Source organism: Streptomyces collinus Tu 365, from assembly GCF_000444875.1.
Lineage (GTDB): Bacteria > Actinomycetota > Actinomycetes > Streptomycetales > Streptomycetaceae > Streptomyces > Streptomyces collinus_A.
This window is the reverse complement of sequence record NC_021985.1, coordinates 4543468-4558485: the sequence shown is the minus strand read 5'-3', so window position 1 is coordinate 4558485 and position 15018 is coordinate 4543468. Positions and strand designations below refer to the sequence as shown.

General features: G+C 74.5%; 10 protein-coding genes. 5 read left to right on the top strand and 5 right to left on the bottom strand.

Annotated elements, in window-relative coordinates; all coding sequences use genetic code 11:
• Positions 1-90 precede the first annotated feature (90 nt).
• The 3 genes from B446_RS19855 (at position 91) to B446_RS19845 (ending at position 2782) form a co-directional block, all read left to right on the top strand.
• A complete protein-coding gene (locus B446_RS19855; protein WP_020941227.1) occupies positions 91-1479 on the top strand; it encodes a hypothetical protein in 1389 nt (462 codons plus the stop codon).
• A gap of 156 nt (positions 1480-1635) precedes the next feature.
• Entirely contained in the window at positions 1636-1869 is a 234-nt protein-coding gene (locus tag B446_RS19850; protein WP_020941226.1) for a hypothetical protein, read from the top strand.
• Between the two features lie 37 nt (positions 1870-1906).
• Positions 1907-2782 (top strand): DUF2637 domain-containing protein, encoded by an 876-nt coding sequence (locus B446_RS19845; RefSeq protein ID WP_020941225.1) that lies wholly within the window; start codon positions 1907-1909, stop codon positions 2780-2782.
• Positions 2783-2786: 4 nt separating this feature from the next.
• Here B446_RS19845 and B446_RS19840 read toward each other — a convergent pair whose 3' ends face one another.
• The 5 genes from B446_RS19840 to B446_RS19825 form a co-directional block, all read right to left on the bottom strand.
• The gene (locus tag B446_RS19840; protein WP_020941224.1) at positions 2787-4184 is read right to left on the bottom strand and encodes an FAD-binding oxidoreductase; all 1398 of its coding nucleotides are present in this window, start codon (positions 4182-4184) and stop codon (positions 2787-2789) included.
• Positions 4185-4400: 216 nt separating this feature from the next.
• A complete protein-coding gene (locus B446_RS19835) occupies positions 4401-5240 on the bottom strand; it encodes a hypothetical protein (protein ID WP_020941223.1) in 840 nt (279 codons plus the stop codon).
• A gap of 135 nt (positions 5241-5375) precedes the next feature.
• Positions 5376-5516 carry a hypothetical protein gene (locus B446_RS39240; RefSeq protein ID WP_158506768.1) on the bottom strand — a complete coding sequence of 47 codons (141 nt, stop codon included), beginning with the start codon at positions 5514-5516 and terminating at the stop codon, positions 5376-5378.
• Positions 5516-10366 (bottom strand): DNA repair ATPase, encoded by a 4851-nt coding sequence (locus B446_RS19830; protein WP_020941222.1) that lies wholly within the window; start codon positions 10364-10366, stop codon positions 5516-5518. The genes B446_RS39240 and B446_RS19830 overlap by 1 nt, the downstream gene beginning before the upstream one ends.
• Before the next feature lie 123 nt (positions 10367-10489).
• Positions 10490-12556, bottom strand: coding sequence for a hypothetical protein (locus B446_RS19825; RefSeq protein WP_020941221.1), 2067 nt, complete (start codon positions 12554-12556; stop codon positions 10490-10492).
• Between the two features lie 236 nt (positions 12557-12792).
• Here B446_RS19825 and B446_RS19820 point away from each other — a divergent pair, with 236 nt between their 5' ends.
• A complete protein-coding gene (locus B446_RS19820; RefSeq protein ID WP_020941220.1) occupies positions 12793-13851 on the top strand; it encodes a PucR family transcriptional regulator in 1059 nt (352 codons plus the stop codon).
• A gap of 76 nt (positions 13852-13927) precedes the next feature.
• Complete coding sequence (locus tag B446_RS19815; RefSeq protein ID WP_020941219.1) at positions 13928-14917, top strand: NAD-dependent epimerase/dehydratase family protein; 990 nt, start codon at positions 13928-13930, stop codon at positions 14915-14917.
• Positions 14918-15018: the final 101 nt, after the last annotated feature.

The following is a 15018-nucleotide window of genomic DNA, read 5'->3' as shown; positions in this document are numbered from 1 at the left end:
GTCAAATGCGCCTCTACGATCCTTCTCGCCGTCCGCGCTCCGGGGCTCAACTGCGCTACGGGGCACGGACATTCATCCGGGAGGGACCACTTGACCATCGCCTTCGGCGCGCACTCGCGTGCCGTCCTCGCTTCCCTGGGCACCCTCGCGCTGGCGCTCGCCGCGGCGTCGCCCGCGAGCGCGGCCGGCGGGACGCCCACCACACCGACCCAGCTGTTCAACGGCTACCGGCACTGCTCGACCGACGCGGACCGGCCCACGTTCCTGTGGGGCCGCCAGGGCCTGGTCGCCGAGGGCATCCCCGGGACCACCGACGCGTCCGACACCACCCCGCTCACCGCGCGCTTCCAGCTCTGGCCGGTCACCGACCCCACACAGATCACCACGGTCACCCGCGAGCGCGCCGTCCCCGGGTTCGAGGCCACCGTCAACCTGCCCGCGGAGGCGCTCACCGACGGGCAGACATACGCGTGGCGGGCGCAGACGGTGGCCGGGAGCGCGGCCTCGGACTGGTCGGCTCCCTGCTACGTCACCGTCGACGACTCCGGCCCGGCGCACGCGCCCACCGTCTCCTCGCCCAACTACCCTCCGGACGTGTGGAACCAGGGCGGCGCGCCGGTCAGGTTCACGCTGGACGCGGGCGGCGCCGACGACGTCACCGGGTACGAGTTCACCTGGCACCGGGACCTGCCGGTCATCGGCACGAACATCGGCGACCACGGCGTTCCGCAGCCCGTCGACCCGTACGACGACGCGCGGTACTTCGTCCGCGCCGACCGCCTCGGCGGTCCGGCCACGCTGGACCTGCTCCCGCCGAGCGGCGCCGGTCCGATGACCCTGACGGTGCGCAGTCTCGACCGGGCCTACAACGGCTCGCCGAGCACCGACTACACCTTCCGCGTCAGTTCCACGGCGCCCACCGTGACCCCGGCCGTGCCGTCGCCCGAGTTCGGCCGGCCGACCGGGTTCACGCTCAGGCCCGACCCGGCCCTGCAGTCGGTGAGCCCGGTCGTCGCCTACTCCGTGCAGACCGTCGGCGGCCAGGACGACAGGACCGTCGACGTCACGGCCGCGGCCGACGGCACGGCGAAGGTGCGGCTGGCCCTGGACGGCACCTACGGCGAGTCCCTCCGGGTGACCAGCAGGAGTGCGGACGGCTGGGTCAGCGACGCGGCCTCGTGGAGCATCGGCTACGACACCACGCCCACCGTGACCTCGGACGTCTACCCCGAGAACGGCTCGGGCGGCGGCACGGGCGTCCCGGGCACCTTCACGTTCGCGCCGAAGGTGAAGGGCGTGGCGAGCTACACGTACTCCTTCGACGGGGACCCCGAGGTCACCGTCCCGGCGGGCGCCCACCACCGCGCCCGTGTGAGCTGGACGCCGTCGGCGGACGGCTTCTCCTACCTCACGGTCCGCGCGACGACCCGCTCGGGCGCCGAACTCGCCTCCTACGACTACTACTTCACCGTGAACTGAGGTCCCGGCCGCTTTTCATTCTTCATACGGCTGCATATACGTCCGACCGATACCTGAACAAGGTGCTTGTCCGGCTAATCCCTTCACTCGTTCGCCGCGCATCCGTCACCGCAAGACGCCGTTAGTGGGAATATGACGAGGGCAACCGAGGGTCAAGTGATCGATTCCGTCCGGGACCAGTCCCCTCCCTCCAGAAGGCGATCGACCCGGCTGGGCTCCTTCACCTACATCCCCGCGCCGGCCACCGGAGGCGCGTACAACGGGATTCTGATGCGGGGCGGTCTGCCGGTCACGCTCGAGGTGACCGAGGAGATCCTCCAGGAATTCATGGACGTCATGAGCGGCCTGGAAAGTGATCTTTCCAGACGATGGGTGGAGGTGGAGATCTGAAACCCCGCCCTTCGTGAAGGAATGAGCGACTCGCGTCATGTATGACGAGCGAACAGGGCAATACCAGGGTTTCCCCACCGATTATCCGGACGGCGGCTACGAGGGCGACGGCACCCTGTACCAGGCGCAGGACGGGGTGCTCTACCCGCCGCTGACCCCGCCGGACTCGGGCTGGGACCCCGCGGAGGAACTGGCGTTCATGCTGCGGGACGCCATCGAGGAGCAGCCGAGGATCCCGGCCGCCCGCACCGGTGAGCCCGCGGACCCGGTGTCCCACCGCGACGCCCTCGTGGAGATCACAGCGGAGCTGCCACCCGTGAGAACCGCGGCCCGGGCGGCCCGGGGTCATCGCAAGGTCCGGGAGCGGCGCCGCCTGGACAAGATCCGGACCGCCAGCTACTGCATCGCCGCGATGGCGTGCGTCGTCGCGTCGGCGGTGAGCGTCTTCGGCGGGCTGGTCGCCTACGACCCGCTGCGCTTCGTCGCGACGGGGCACACCGTGAGCGGCGCGGTCTCCTGGTGGCCGCTGCTGGTGTTCGGTCCCTGGCTGGTCGGGTCGCTGTCCATCCTGCGCGCCGCCCTGCACCAGCGCCGGGCCCTGCACTCCTGGTGCGTGGTGCTGCTCTTCTCGTCGATCGCGATGGCCCTGTGCGTCGCCGAGGCGCCGGACAACATCCTGGACCGGGCGGCCGCCGCGCTGCCGAGCTTCGCGACGCTGGTCTGCTTCCAGCAGCTGGTCCGGCAGATCACGCTGACCAGGCCGCCCCGGCGGGTGCTGCCCCGGCACCGGACCCGGCCCGCCGCGCCCGCCTCCGGCGGGGGCCCCGTGAGGCAGCGCACGCCCAGGGACCGGACCCCGCCCGCGTCCGGTGGCTCCGCCACGGGCCGGGGACAGGGGCGGCCGGCCCGCTGACGCCTCACTCCGGGGCCGGCGGGATGTTCTGGTTGGCGTGGAAGAGGTTGTCCGGGTCGTAGGCGCGCTTGACCGCGGCCAGCCGGTCGTAGTTGCCCCGGTAGGTCGCCCTGACCCGGTCCGTGCCCTCCTGCTCGCCGATGAAGTTGACGTAGGAGCCGCCCATGGAGTGCGGGTGCAGGTCGCTCCAGTAGTCGACGCACCACTCCCGGACCAGCTCGGCGTTGGCCGGGTCCGGGTCGATGCCGCCGATCACCCCGGACCACAGGGCGTCCCGGTAGGCCCAGGCCGTGTCGCCGGGGCCGACCCGGTGCGCGGCCCCGTCGACCGGGTACAGGTGCATGGTCGACAGGGCGGTCGGCAGGTTCTCCGCGTACTTGTGGTGCACGTCGACGGCGCCGTCGGGGATGGCGTCGAAGAAGTCACCGCGCCAGTACCACTGGAGTCCCGCGGGGATCAGGGTGTCGAACATGGTCTGCAGGCCCGGGTAGGGCATGGGCGTGGTGAAGTGGAAGGCGGGCGGCGCCGGTTCGTCCACCGCGGCCAGCACCTCCTCCAGGCGGTCGCCGTGCAGGTCGCCGGTGCAGCACCAGACGACTGCGCACGCCTTCCGCCCGTGCAGCGGCTCGGGGAAGGGCGGGCCCGGCGGTACGGCCAGCACCGCGAAGAACCCGCTCAGCTCCTCCGGCGCGGCGGGCAGGAACTCCCGGTACCAGCGCAGCACTTCGGGCGTGCGGTCGACCGGCCACACCGTCACCGCGACACCGACCGTGCCGACCGGGTGCAGCTGGAAGGTGAACGAGGTGACCACGCCGAAGTTGCCGCCCCCGCCGCGCAGGGCCCAGAACAGGTCCGGGTGGTTGTCCGGCGACGCGGTGACGTAACTGCCGTCGGCGAGGACGACGTCGGCCGAGAGCAGGCTGTCGATGGTCAGGCCGTAGCGGCGGGTGAGGTGGCCGTGGCCGCCGCCCAGGGTCAGGCCGCCGACGCCGGTGGTCGACATGATCCCGGACGGCACGGCCCGGCCGAAGGCGTGCGCCGCGTGGTCCAGGTCCCCGAGCCGGCTGCCGCCGCCCACCTGGACCGTGTCCGACTCGGGGTCCACCCGGACCCAGCGCATCGGTGTCAGGTCGAGCACGAGTCCGTCGTCGACCAGGCACAGGCCCGGTCCGCTGTGGCCGCCGCCGAACACCGCGAGGTCGGCCCCGCGGTCGCGGGCGAAGGCGATCGTCGCCCGCACGTCGGCCACGTCCGCACAGCGCGCGAAGGCGGCGGGCCGCCGGTCGATCATGGCGTTGTAGATGGTGCGGGCCTCGTCGTAGCCCGGGTCGTGCGGGGTGATCACACGTCCCCGCAGTGCCTCGCGCAGGCTGCCGGCAGCCGCTTCGTCGATGGTGCCCATGGCGGGGACCTCTGTGTGAGCCCGAGTCCGGTGAGCCGTGGACGGGGCGGTGCCCTCGCGTCCACGGCGGCGGAGGCGCCGGCCGTCCGCGCCTCCGGACCGATGAACCGCTGCGGACGGGCACGCGCGGCCACGCCCGGGTCCCAGTCTTCACCCGCCCGCCCGGCCCCGCACATCGGCCGCCCCGCGGCCGGGGTGACGGCCGGACGCCGGACGCTAGGGGTGCTCGTAGAGCTGGAGGACGCCGCCCAGCGAGAAGCACAGCGCGCCGGTGAGGGTGCCCCAGTCGGCGATGCCGGTGTTGATCGCGCTGCCGGTGGCGGGGCGGGTGTAGGCGGCGAGCGCGGAGACCGTGAACAGGACGGAGCCGAGCTGGTTGACGGCGACGATCCACCAGTCGAGGCGGTGCGGCAGCAGCCGCGGGCGGCCGTGGCAGACCTCGGCGAGCGCGAGGTGCCCGGAGACCAGGAAGAGCACGCAGCCGATCACGTCGGGCGTCCAGACCAGGCGGTTGACCTGCTGCACGCTCAGGCCCCGCAGGAAGGAGTCCAGCAGGTTGACGCCGAAGACGAGGGTGCCCGCGAAGAGGAGGAAGGTGCCGAGCCAGTCGAGCCGCATCGGTTCGTAGCTCCACCACCGCCACGGCCGGGTGACCAGCCGGTCGCCGCCGGGCTCGTGGCGCGGCGCGTTGATCGTCTGGAGCAGCGAGACATAGCCGCCTGTGTTGAAGAACAGGCCGCCGGCGAAGTAGACCGAGGCACTCTCGACGGCGCCGCCCGAGCCGTACCGGGCGACGGCGGCCCCGGCCGCGAAGAGGGCGCCGCCGATCACGAAGGCGATCGAGGCGATGGTGTTGAGCCGGCGCAGCCGGGTGACGGCCACGGCGTCGGCCGGCCGGTGCCGGCCGGTCTCCGCGCCGGGCGGCCGGACGGCGAGCGTCCCGCGCCGCCGCGCGCGCCGTGACTCCCAGACCGCGGTGCCGCCGCCGGGCAGCGGCCAGGTGAGCCGGGTGGTGAACGGTCCCGCGCCTTCGGCGCGCTGGTCGGGCTGCCCCACGCGCCGAGCCTAGACCGCGGGCGGCGGGGCCCCGCCGAGCGAAACACCGCAGGACGGACGTCCCCGGCCTCGGGCACCCCTCCGCCGGACGCACCTCCCCGGCCTCAGGCACCCCTCCGCCGAACGTCCCCGACCTCAGGCACCCTCCCCTCGGCCCGGTACCCGGCCCCGGTCCAGGCAGGTGTCCGCCAGGCGGCGGTCGCGGCGGATCAGGGCGTAGGTGGACGACGTGACCAGGGCGAGGGCGGCCGACAACGGGGCCAGGTAGTACAGCATCAGTCCTCCCGTGGGTGGGCGGGCGATCCGGTGGCGCGGGTGATGGCGGACTCGACCGCGGCCACCCGCTCGGCGAGCAGGCCGAGGGCGGCCACCGCGCGGGTGAGCGGGTCGTCACCGGGTCCGCCGAGGGCGCGGGCGCGGACGTGGGCCGCCTTCACCTCGGCCCAGCGGGCGGCCTGCCCGGCGGTGAGGGTGCCGCGCAGCTCGGCGAGTTTCAGCAGGTTGGCCTCGGCGCCGCTGGTGAGGGTCTGGGCCTCGGCCGTGTAGTGGTCGGCGATCACCGCGTCGCGCTCGGCGTCGTTCATGACCGGGCGCAGCCGCTGGGCGATCCGGTTCATGTCCCGGTAGGAGCCCTGGAGCCGGAACGGCGGTTCGGTGCGGGCCTCCTCGGAGCGGGCGGCGGAGTCGATGTAGGCCGTGTTCACCGTGAGGACCGTGTCGCGCGCGGCGAGCAGATGGCGCAGCACCGCGAGGACCCGGTCGAGCTCGGCGGGCGGCAGGGGGTGGGCGAGGCGGTCCGCGCGGGCGGTGGGGTCGCCGGCGGCCAGCCGTACCAGCACCTCCAGGTCGGCCCGGTCGCGGCCGGCGAGGGGCGCGAGGACCGGGTTGGCGGTGAGCGCGTTCTCCACGAAGCTGAGCGCGAAGACGTCCTCCTTGCCGGTGAGGACGTCACCGAGGTTCCACACGTCCGCCCGGTTGGCGAGCATGTCGGGCACCCGGAAGCGCGCGCCGGACTCGGTGTAGGGGTTGCCGGCCATGCACACCGCGAACCGCTTGCCGCGCAGGTCGTAGCCGCGCGGCTCGCCCTCCCACACCCCGTCCACCCGGCGGGTCGCGTCGCACAGCGGGATGAACTTCTGCAGCAGTTCGGGCGAGGTGTGCTGGATGTCGTCCAGGTACAGCAGCGTGTTGTTGCCGGCCGCCAGCGCGAAGTTGATCTTCTCGACCTCGCGGCGGGCGGTGGCGTCGGGGGCGTCGGCCGGGTCGAGCGAGGTGACGGCGTGGCCGAGCGCCGGGCCGCTGACCTTGACCAGCATCAGGCCGAGCCGGTCGGCGACGTACTCCATGAGCGTCGTCTTGCCGTAGCCGGGCGGGGAGACCAGCAGGAGCAGGCCGCCGGTGTCGGTGCGCCGGGACTCGCCGGTGGTGCCGAGCTGGCGGGCGAGGCTGTCGCCGACCAGCGGCAGGTACACCTCGTCGACGAGCCGGTTGCGGACGAAGGCGGACATGACCCGGGGGCGGTGGTCGGCCAGGTGGAGCCGGTCGCGTTCGGCCGCCACCAGGGCGCCGCGGCGGCTCAGGTAGGCACGGAAGGCGGGCACCTCCCGCTCGGCGAACCGGGCCGTGCGGGCCAGGAACTCGTCGATCCGCACCGGCAGCCGGCCGCCGGCGGTGCGCGGGTGGTCGCCCAGCAGGCCCTCGACGGTGGTGGTCAGCGGGGCGTCGCCGTCGTGGCGGGGCAGGTCGGGGCAGAGTTCGGCGGCCACCGCCTCGGCCAGTTCGCCGGGGGCCGTCCCGGCGCCGGACGCGGTGGCGTACGCGGTCAGCCACGCCTGCGCCACCTGACGGCGGGCGCTCAGGCCGGTCAGCTCCGCCAGGTCGCGGGCGTAGGCGGTGCCGGCGACCGCGTGCCGGAACTTGTCCAGCAGGGTGCGGGCGGCCGCGCCGAGGACGAAGGTGTCGCCGGTGGTCAGCTCGTCGAAGAGGTAGGCGGCGGCCGGACCGGCGTCGGCGGCCGCGTCCCACGCCCCGATCGCCCCGGCCAGTTCCCCGGTCAGCTCGGCGATCCCGGGGACGGGGCCGAAGGTGTCCCGGGCGCGAGCGAGGGACACCGCGCGCCGGGTCCAGGCCGCGCGGGCCTCCGGGGCGGTGCCGTGGGTCCAGAACAGCTGGGCCGCCGCGCGGGCGGCCGGCTCGTGGCGCAGGGTGCCGGCGCCGTCGTACAGCGGGAGCAGCGCGCTCAGGATCGCGGTGGTGTCGTGGTCGTGGACCCCGCGCTCGTAGCCCTCGTCGTACGCCGCCTGCGCCGCCTCCCGGACCAGGACGGGCAGGTCGGCGGCGGCGAGGGCGGCCGGACCGTGCTCGGACAGCAGCCGGGCGGCGAGGTGTTCGGCGCGGTAGACCCCGGGTGACTCGGACGGCAGCCGGCGGTCCCAGAACGGGCGGGTGCCGGCGAAGCCGGGGTCCGTCACCGGCCGGCGGTAGTCGGTGCCGGTGACGGCGAAGGCGAGGCCGTCGCCGTGCGGCACCAGGGTGAGGTCGAGGGGCTGGGTGTTGACGGCGAAGCGGTGGCCGCCCAGGAGCAGGGTGCGGCCGTCGTCGGCGTACAGGTCGGCGCGGTCGCGCAGGGCGCGGGCGGCCTCCTGGCGGGCGGCCTCGATCCGGCCGTCGAGTTCCTCGGCGCGCACGCTGTCGCCGAGGGCCCGCAGTTCGGCTGCGGTGCGGCGGACCTTGGCGACCATCGGGTCGGAGGCGAAGTAGGTGGTGATCGCGTCGGTGTCGGCGAGCGTGGCGGCGCGGCGGGCGACGGTCTCCAGCACCCGGGCGGCGGAGCCGGCCAGTTGCTCGGCGCGGTGGGCGCGGGCGTCGGCGAGGGACTGCTTGCGGGCGGCGAACGCCTCGTAGACCTCGGTGCGGGTGCCGGCGACCTCGGCGAGGAAGTCGTCGAACTCGGCGAACCTCGCCTCCAGGTCCTCCAGGCGGCCCAGCAGCAGGGCGAGTTGGTCGTCGCAGGACTCGGGGCTGTCGGCGGTGGCGAGCGCGGCGGTGACCGCCTGCGCCAGCAGGGCGGTCTCGGCGGCGAACTCGGCGCGGCCCTCGTGGTCGAGCAGGGCGCGGCGGCGGGCGTCGAGGGTGGCGCGGGCCCGGTTGACGCCGCCGAGGACCTCGGCGATCCGCTCCAGGACGCCCGTGCGGACGGTGGCGTCGGCGATGTCGAGTCCGGTGACGACCTCGGAGACCGTGCGCAGCCCGTCGGCCAGGTCGTCGAGGCGGGCGGTGACCGGTCGGGCCGCGGCCGCGGTCGGGATCGAGCCGGCCTGTTCCACGAGCTGTTCGACGTCCGCGTGCTGCGCGGCGAAGGCGTCCTCGCGGGCCAGGAAGGACACCGCCCGCCGCCCGAAGGACGCCAGGTCGGCCTCCGCCCCGGCGGCCAGCTCGTCCACGCGTACGGTGTCGGCGTGCCGCAGCTCCTTGACGGTGAGCAGATGGCCGTGGGCGTGCCGGAGTTCGGTGAGGCCGCGCACCCAGGCCGCCGCGTCCCGCGGGGCCTCGCCGCGCAGCCGGCGGACCACGGCGGCGATCCGGTCGGCGGCCTCCTCCAGCGCGGCGGCCGCCTGCCGGGTCAGCTCCCGTACCGTCTCGAACTCGCCGAGCACCTGCTCGGCCGTCTCCCGCACGGCCGCCAACGGGTCTGCGAGGTCACCGAGTTCGGGCTCGCGCAGCCAGTGGTGGGTGTCGGCGGCGCGTACGCAGGCGGCGGCCAGCGCCCGGTAGCCCTCGCCGGTCGTGATGCCGTCGGCGACGAGCCGGGCGACGGACAGGCAGTCGGCGAGGCCGCGCACGAGGTCGGCGTTGCCGACCCGGGCCAGGGCCCCGGTTCCGGTGCGCAGGGCGGCGGCCTGGGTGTCGGAGACGTACGGCGAGGTCCACCACTGCAGGGTGTGCGCGTGCGCGGGTTCGTCGCCGTCCGCGCGCAGCACGGCCAGGGCGCCGTCCTCGAAGAGGGCCCGGCCCCGGCAGGGCAGCGGGCCCGCGACCTCCTTGCGGAGCGTGTTGTACGACAGCAGCAGGGTGTGGCCGGCCGTCCGGGAGCGGAAGGCGTAGAGCACGTCCTCGCCGTTGGGCGAGCGCACCTCCCGGTCCGGTTCGAGGCCGGCCGTGTCCAGGTCGTACGTCTTGTGGGCGCCGCCGGCCAGGCAGTAGCCGCCCGGGAAGACGATGCCCTGGTCCTCGGGCAGCCGGCGGCACGCCCGGCCGATCCCGTCGAGCCGGAGCACCGACCGGGTCAACGTGTTGAACACCAGGTAGCGGTCGGCGTCCTCCTTGTACGGCCGCACCCGCAGCAGGACGAGCGCCCCCACGCGCGCGTGGGCGACGGCGGCGTCGGCGAGGGCCTGCAGGGGCTCCTCGACCGGCTCGGCGTACAGCTCCTCGCCTTCCGGGCCGCGTACGGTGAGCCGGCCGCCGACGGTCGTCACGCCCAGCCCGCCGGGCACCGACACGTACGGGTCGCGGCCGAGGACGTGGTCCTCGCGGGTGGTGGCGGTCCAGTCGAAGTCGTGCGCGGGCGGAGCGCCGTCGTCGCGGTCGCCGCGCGCGTCCAGGAACCGGGCGCCGCCCCGGGCGGTGAGGTCCCAGCGCAGGGCGCGGACGTCGTCGGCCTTCTCGCCGGTGCGGAACACCGCGAGCAGCCGGTCGTCCAGGCGGCGCAGCCGCAGCAGCCGGGCCTGCCGGTAGTAGCGGTGCAGGGCGGTGAACTCCCGCCGGAACGCCGGGTCGTCGAGCAGTCCGGGCACGGCGTCCTCGGGCAGCCGGTTCAGGTCCCGGTCGTACAGGCCGAGGACGTCCCCGACCGCCGTGTCCTCGGTCTGCCGGCCGGTGCCGCCGAACAGCAGCACGTCCCCGACGGCGACGACGTCGCGGGGCACGCACGCGTGCCCGGTGCGCAGCCGGCCGGTGGCCCGCAGGGCGAACCCGGCGGAGCCGAACTCCTCGGCGCGGCGCCCGTTGAGGGCCTCGGCGCGCCGGGCCAGGTCGGCGGCCTGGGCGGCGAGCCGGTCGCGCAGCACCTGGTAAGTGCCGGCGTCGACGGTGTCGTACGAACCCGTCTCCGGGGCGGTGGCCATGGAGGACGTTTCCCTTCGCGGGCGTGCGGGACGGTGAACTTCGGTGCGTCGCGGTGCGGTTGCGGGCAGCGGGCTACGGCGGGGCCGGGCCGGCGACCCCCGTGCGGGGCCCGGCCCCGGCCGTCACACCCGGGCGGTGCCGTTCAGCGCGGTCAGCGGGGTGTCGGCGAGCCCCAGCTCACCGGCCCGGTCGAGGAGCTGCCGCAACGGTCCGGCCTCCGGGCCGCCGGACTTCATCAGCTTCATCAGCAGCGCCGAGACCGTCAGGTGCTGCACGTCGGCCGCGCCCAGCGAGCCGAGGATCCGGCCCAGGTCGTCGGTGAAGCTGCCCGAACCGTCCAGCCAGGGTGCCGCGAGCGCCTGCGCGGTACGGGAGTTGTCGACGAAGCCGTCGACGCCCTTGCCGAGCGAGACCGCCGACACCAGCCGGTCGAAGAAGACGGACTCCCCGCCGACGATGTCGATGTCGGCGTTCTCCAGGCCGGTCGCGAGGACCGTGGCCTGCGCCTCGGCGACCTGCCGCTGGGTCTCCAGGCCGGCCAGCCGGATCTCCTTCTCCGCCTGCAGCCGCAGCCGGTACTCCTCGTGGCCCCGGGACGCCTCGTCCAGGGCGGCCATGGCGGCCGCCTTGTCGGTCAGGCCCGCGGCCTCGGCCTTCAGCTTCTCGCCGATGCCGGTGGCCTCCGCGAGGGCCTTCGCGCGGGCGCCCTCGGCCTCCGCGAGCGCCTTGGCCTGGCTGCCCTCGGCCTCCGCGCGCAGCCGGGCCCCGGTGGCCTCGGCCTCGGCCCGGCCGGCCTTGACCGTGACCTCGGCCTCCTTGTCGCGGACCTGGACGGCGGCCAGGCCCTCGGCGGCGGCCTCCGCCTGCACACCCTCGGCGAGCCGCAGCCTGGCCCGCGCGTCGAGGTCCGCCGTCTTCAGCCGGGCCTCGGCGAGGGTGAGTTCCTCGGCGGCGCGGTGGGTGGCGGCCTGCTCGGCGGCCTCGGCCGCCTTGATGTCCTTGACCAGCTTCTCCTGCGCCTCCGCCTCGGCGGCGATCACGAGGGCCTGCCGGTCGCGCTCGGCCTGCTCGACCGCGCGCAGCTTCTTGATGGACTCCTCCTGCTCGGCGACCGTGCGGTCCACCGCGACCCGCTCCCGGATGACCTCGGCGATGTCCCGCTTCTCCGCCTCGACCTCCTTCTCGGCGGCGATCCGCGTCAGCTGGGTCTCCCGTTCCCGGGCGATGACCTCCAGCATGCGGTCCTTCTCGATGCGCTCGTTCTCCACGGCGATGACCCGCTCGCGGTTCTTCGCGGCGACCGCGACCTCGCGGGCCTGGTTCTCGCGCTGCACACCGAGCTGCTCCTCGGTGCGCAGGAAGGCGCCCTGGGCGCGCAGCCGCTCCTCCTCCACCACGCGGGCGGTCTCGGCCTCCTCGCGGGCCCGGGAGGTCTCGATCTCCCGGCGCTGCTTGATCTCCGCGTCGGCCTGCCGGCGCTCCAGCTCCAGGATGGCCTCCCGGGCGTCGACGTCCTGGCGGGTGATCTCCTTCTCCTCGGTGCGCCGGGCCTCGTTGGTGCGCACGTGCTCGATCGCCGTCAACTCGGTGATCTTGCGGATGCCCTGGGCGTCGAGCACGTTGGCCGGGTCGAGCTGGGCGAGCGGGGTCTGCTCCAGGTAGTCGATCGCGGCGTCCTCGAGGTGGTAGCCGTTGAGGTCGACACCGATCAACTCGATGATGTGGTACCGCAGTTCCTCGCGCTTGGTGTACAGGTCGGTGAAGTCCATCTGCTTGCCGACGGTCTTCAGCGCCTCGGAGAACTTCGCGTGGAACAGCGTCTGCAGCGTGTCCTGGTGGCTGGCGCGCTCGGTGCCGACGGACTGGGCGACCCTGATGACGTCCTCGACGGTCTTGTTGACCTTCACGAAGAACGAGATGCGGATGTCGGCGCGGATGTTGTCGCGGCAGATCAGCCCGTCCCGGCCGGAGCGGCTGATCTCGATGGTCTTCACCGAGATGTCCATGACCTCGGCCCGGTGCAGCACCGGCAGCACGACCTGGCCGGTGAACGACACGTCGACCTTGCGGGTCCGGGACACGATCAGTGCCCGCCCCTGGTCCACCTTGCGGTACAGGCGGGAGAAGGCCAGCAGCGCGAGCAGTACGACGACGAGACATGCGGCGACGAGCACGCCGAGGGCTTCCATTGGATACGTCCTTGAGCGTCGGGCGACGAAGGCGGAAGAGCCCCCGGCTCCGGTGCGCGACGCCTTCCGGTGCCCGGCACCGGAGCCATCCGTAGTGCTCCCCTTCGGCGATGGTGCACGAGAGGGGTCCGCCCGCGCATTGCCGGTTCCCGGCAATGTTCACTAGGGTCTCGATGCCGGACGGACGCCAAGGAGTCGTCAGCGTCCCGTCAGGATCGCGGCGATCGGGGGACGGCGTGTCGGAGCAGGGGATACCGGAGCACTACCTGGAGGGGTACGCGGGCGCCCTGGCGCAGGCGGCGGCCACCGGCCGGCGGCTGAGCCGGGAGGAGTTGGCGGCCCGCCGCGCGCTCGGCGAACAGGCCGCCGACGCCGGACACGGACTGCGGGCGCTGGTCGTCGCCCATCTCGCCGCCGCCCGCGCCGCCTGGCCCGGCACCCCCGGATCGGCCGACAGCACGCTGGCCGCCGTGGAGCAGGCGATCGACGCGTTCGCCGAGGGCTACGAACGTGCGCAGCGGCTCGCCATGCGCCGGGAGGAGGCCGCGCGCCGGGAGTTCATCGACGACCTGCTCTACGGCCGCAGCGACCTGGGCCGGCTCGCCGAGCGCGCCGAGCGGTTCGGCCTGCGGCTGTCCCGGGCGCACGCGGTCGCCGTCGCCCAGGGGCCGGCCCCGTACGCCGAGGGCGATCCGGTGACCCGGCAGGTGGAACGGGCGGTCCTCGCCCGCTTCGACGCCCGCAGCATCCTGCTCACCACCAAGAACGGCCGGATGCTGTGCGTCGCGCCCGGCGACGAGGACGAGGTGGTCACCCACTTCGCCCGGCAGGCGTACGCGGCCGGCGAGGGCAGCCGGGTCGCGGTGGGCCGGCCGCGGCCGGGCCCCGGCGGGGTCGTGCAGTCGTACGAGGAGGCCCTCGCCGCGCTGGAGATGGCCGAGCGGCTCGACCTCGACCAGCCGTTGCTGCGCGCCGCCGACCTGCTGGTGTACCCGGTGCTCGCCCGCGACCGGCAGGCCCTGACCGACCTGGTCTCGCACACGCTCGGTCCGCTCACCGCGGCCCGCGGCGGTCCGCGGCCGCTGCTGGACACGCTCACCGCCTACTTCGACTCCGGCTGCGTGGCCGCCGAGGCCGCCCGCCGGCTCGCGCTCAGCGTGCGCGCCCTGACCTACCGCCTGGAACGCATCCACAAGCTGACCGGCGCCGACCCGTGCGCCCCGGCGCACCGGTACACGCTGCAGACGGCGGTGATCGGCGCCCGGCTGCTGGACTGGCCCGCCAGGCCGCTGTGAGCGGAGTCCTTACGGAGCGGTGACGCACCGCCCGTCGTGTGCGGGCCCGGCCGGGTCGCGGTCCTAGCGTGGGCGTATGCGAGTACTGGTCACCGGCGGTGCCGGGTTCATCGGGTCCCATGTCGTGGACGCGCTGCGGGCGTCCGGGCACGAGCCGGTCGTGTTCGACGTACGGGACGATCCCGGCGCCGACGTACGGGACCCGGCGGCCGTCGCGGCGGCGCTGCCCGGGGTGGACGCGGTCTGCCACCAGGCGGCCATGGTGGGCCTCGGCGACGGTGTGGCGGACGCGGCCGCGTACGTCTCCCGCAACGACCTGGGCACCGCCGTGCTGCTGGCCGCGATGGCCGCCGCGGGCGTACGGCGGCTGGTGCTCGCCGGCTCGATGGTCGTGTACGGGGAGGGCCGGTACGAGTGCGCCGCGCACGGCGTCGTGCGCCCCGGGCCGCGCGCCGCCGCCGACCTGGCGGCGGGCCGCTTCGAACCGGGCTGCCCGTCCTGCGGGGCGCCGCTGTCCCCCGGCCTCGTCAGCGAGGACGCACCCGCCGACCCGCGCAACGTGTACGCGGCGACCAAACTCGCCCAGGAGCACCTGGCGGCGTCCTGGGCCCGCGCCACGGACGGTTCGGCGATCTCCCTGCGCTACCACAACGTGTACGGCCCCCGGATGCCCCGGGACACCCCGTACGCCGGGGTCGCCTCCTTCTTCCGCTCGGCCCTGGCCCGCGGCGAGGCGCCCCGGGTGTTCGAGGACGGCCGGCAGCGGCGGGACTTCGTCCACGTACGGGACGTGGCCGCCGCCGACGTCACGGCGCTCGAAGCGGGCGGCCGCCCCGGGGCGCTCACCGTCTACAACACCGGCAGCGGACAGCCGCACACCGTCGGTGACCTGGCCCGCGCCCTGTCCTGCGCCCTCGGCGGCCCGGAGCCGGTGGTCACCGGCGAGTACCGGCTGGGCGACGTACGGCACATCACGGCGGACTCCTCCCGCCTGCGGGCCGAACTGGGCTGGAAGCCGGAGACCGGCTTCGCCGAGGGCATGCGGGAGTTCGCGCGGGGGGAGTGAGCGCCACGGGGCACTCCGGTGCCTGCTCAACTCACGTACAACCCTCAGCACTTGTCGTCGGTCTCCTGAGGGCACGCCCCGGCCCTCGTTCTCGGAGACAC

What these genes read in the sequence shown, in the direction of transcription:
- B446_RS19845 (WP_020941225.1), top strand. Translation starts at nt 1,907, where the DNA reads ATGTATGACGAGCGAACAGGGCAATACCAGGGTTTCCCCACCGATTAT.
- B446_RS19840 (WP_020941224.1), bottom strand. Translation starts at nt 4,184, where the DNA reads ATGGGCACCATCGACGAAGCGGCTGCCGGCAGCCTGCGCGAGGCACTG.
- B446_RS39240 (WP_158506768.1), bottom strand. Translation starts at nt 5,516, where the DNA reads ATGCTGTACTACCTGGCCCCGTTGTCGGCCGCCCTCGCCCTGGTCACG.
- B446_RS19830 (WP_020941222.1), bottom strand. Translation starts at nt 10,366, where the DNA reads ATGGCCACCGCCCCGGAGACGGGTTCGTACGACACCGTCGACGCCGGC.
- B446_RS19825 (WP_020941221.1), bottom strand. Translation starts at nt 12,556, where the DNA reads ATGGAAGCCCTCGGCGTGCTCGTCGCCGCATGTCTCGTCGTCGTACTG.
- B446_RS19815 (WP_020941219.1), top strand. Translation starts at nt 13,928, where the DNA reads ATGCGAGTACTGGTCACCGGCGGTGCCGGGTTCATCGGGTCCCATGTC.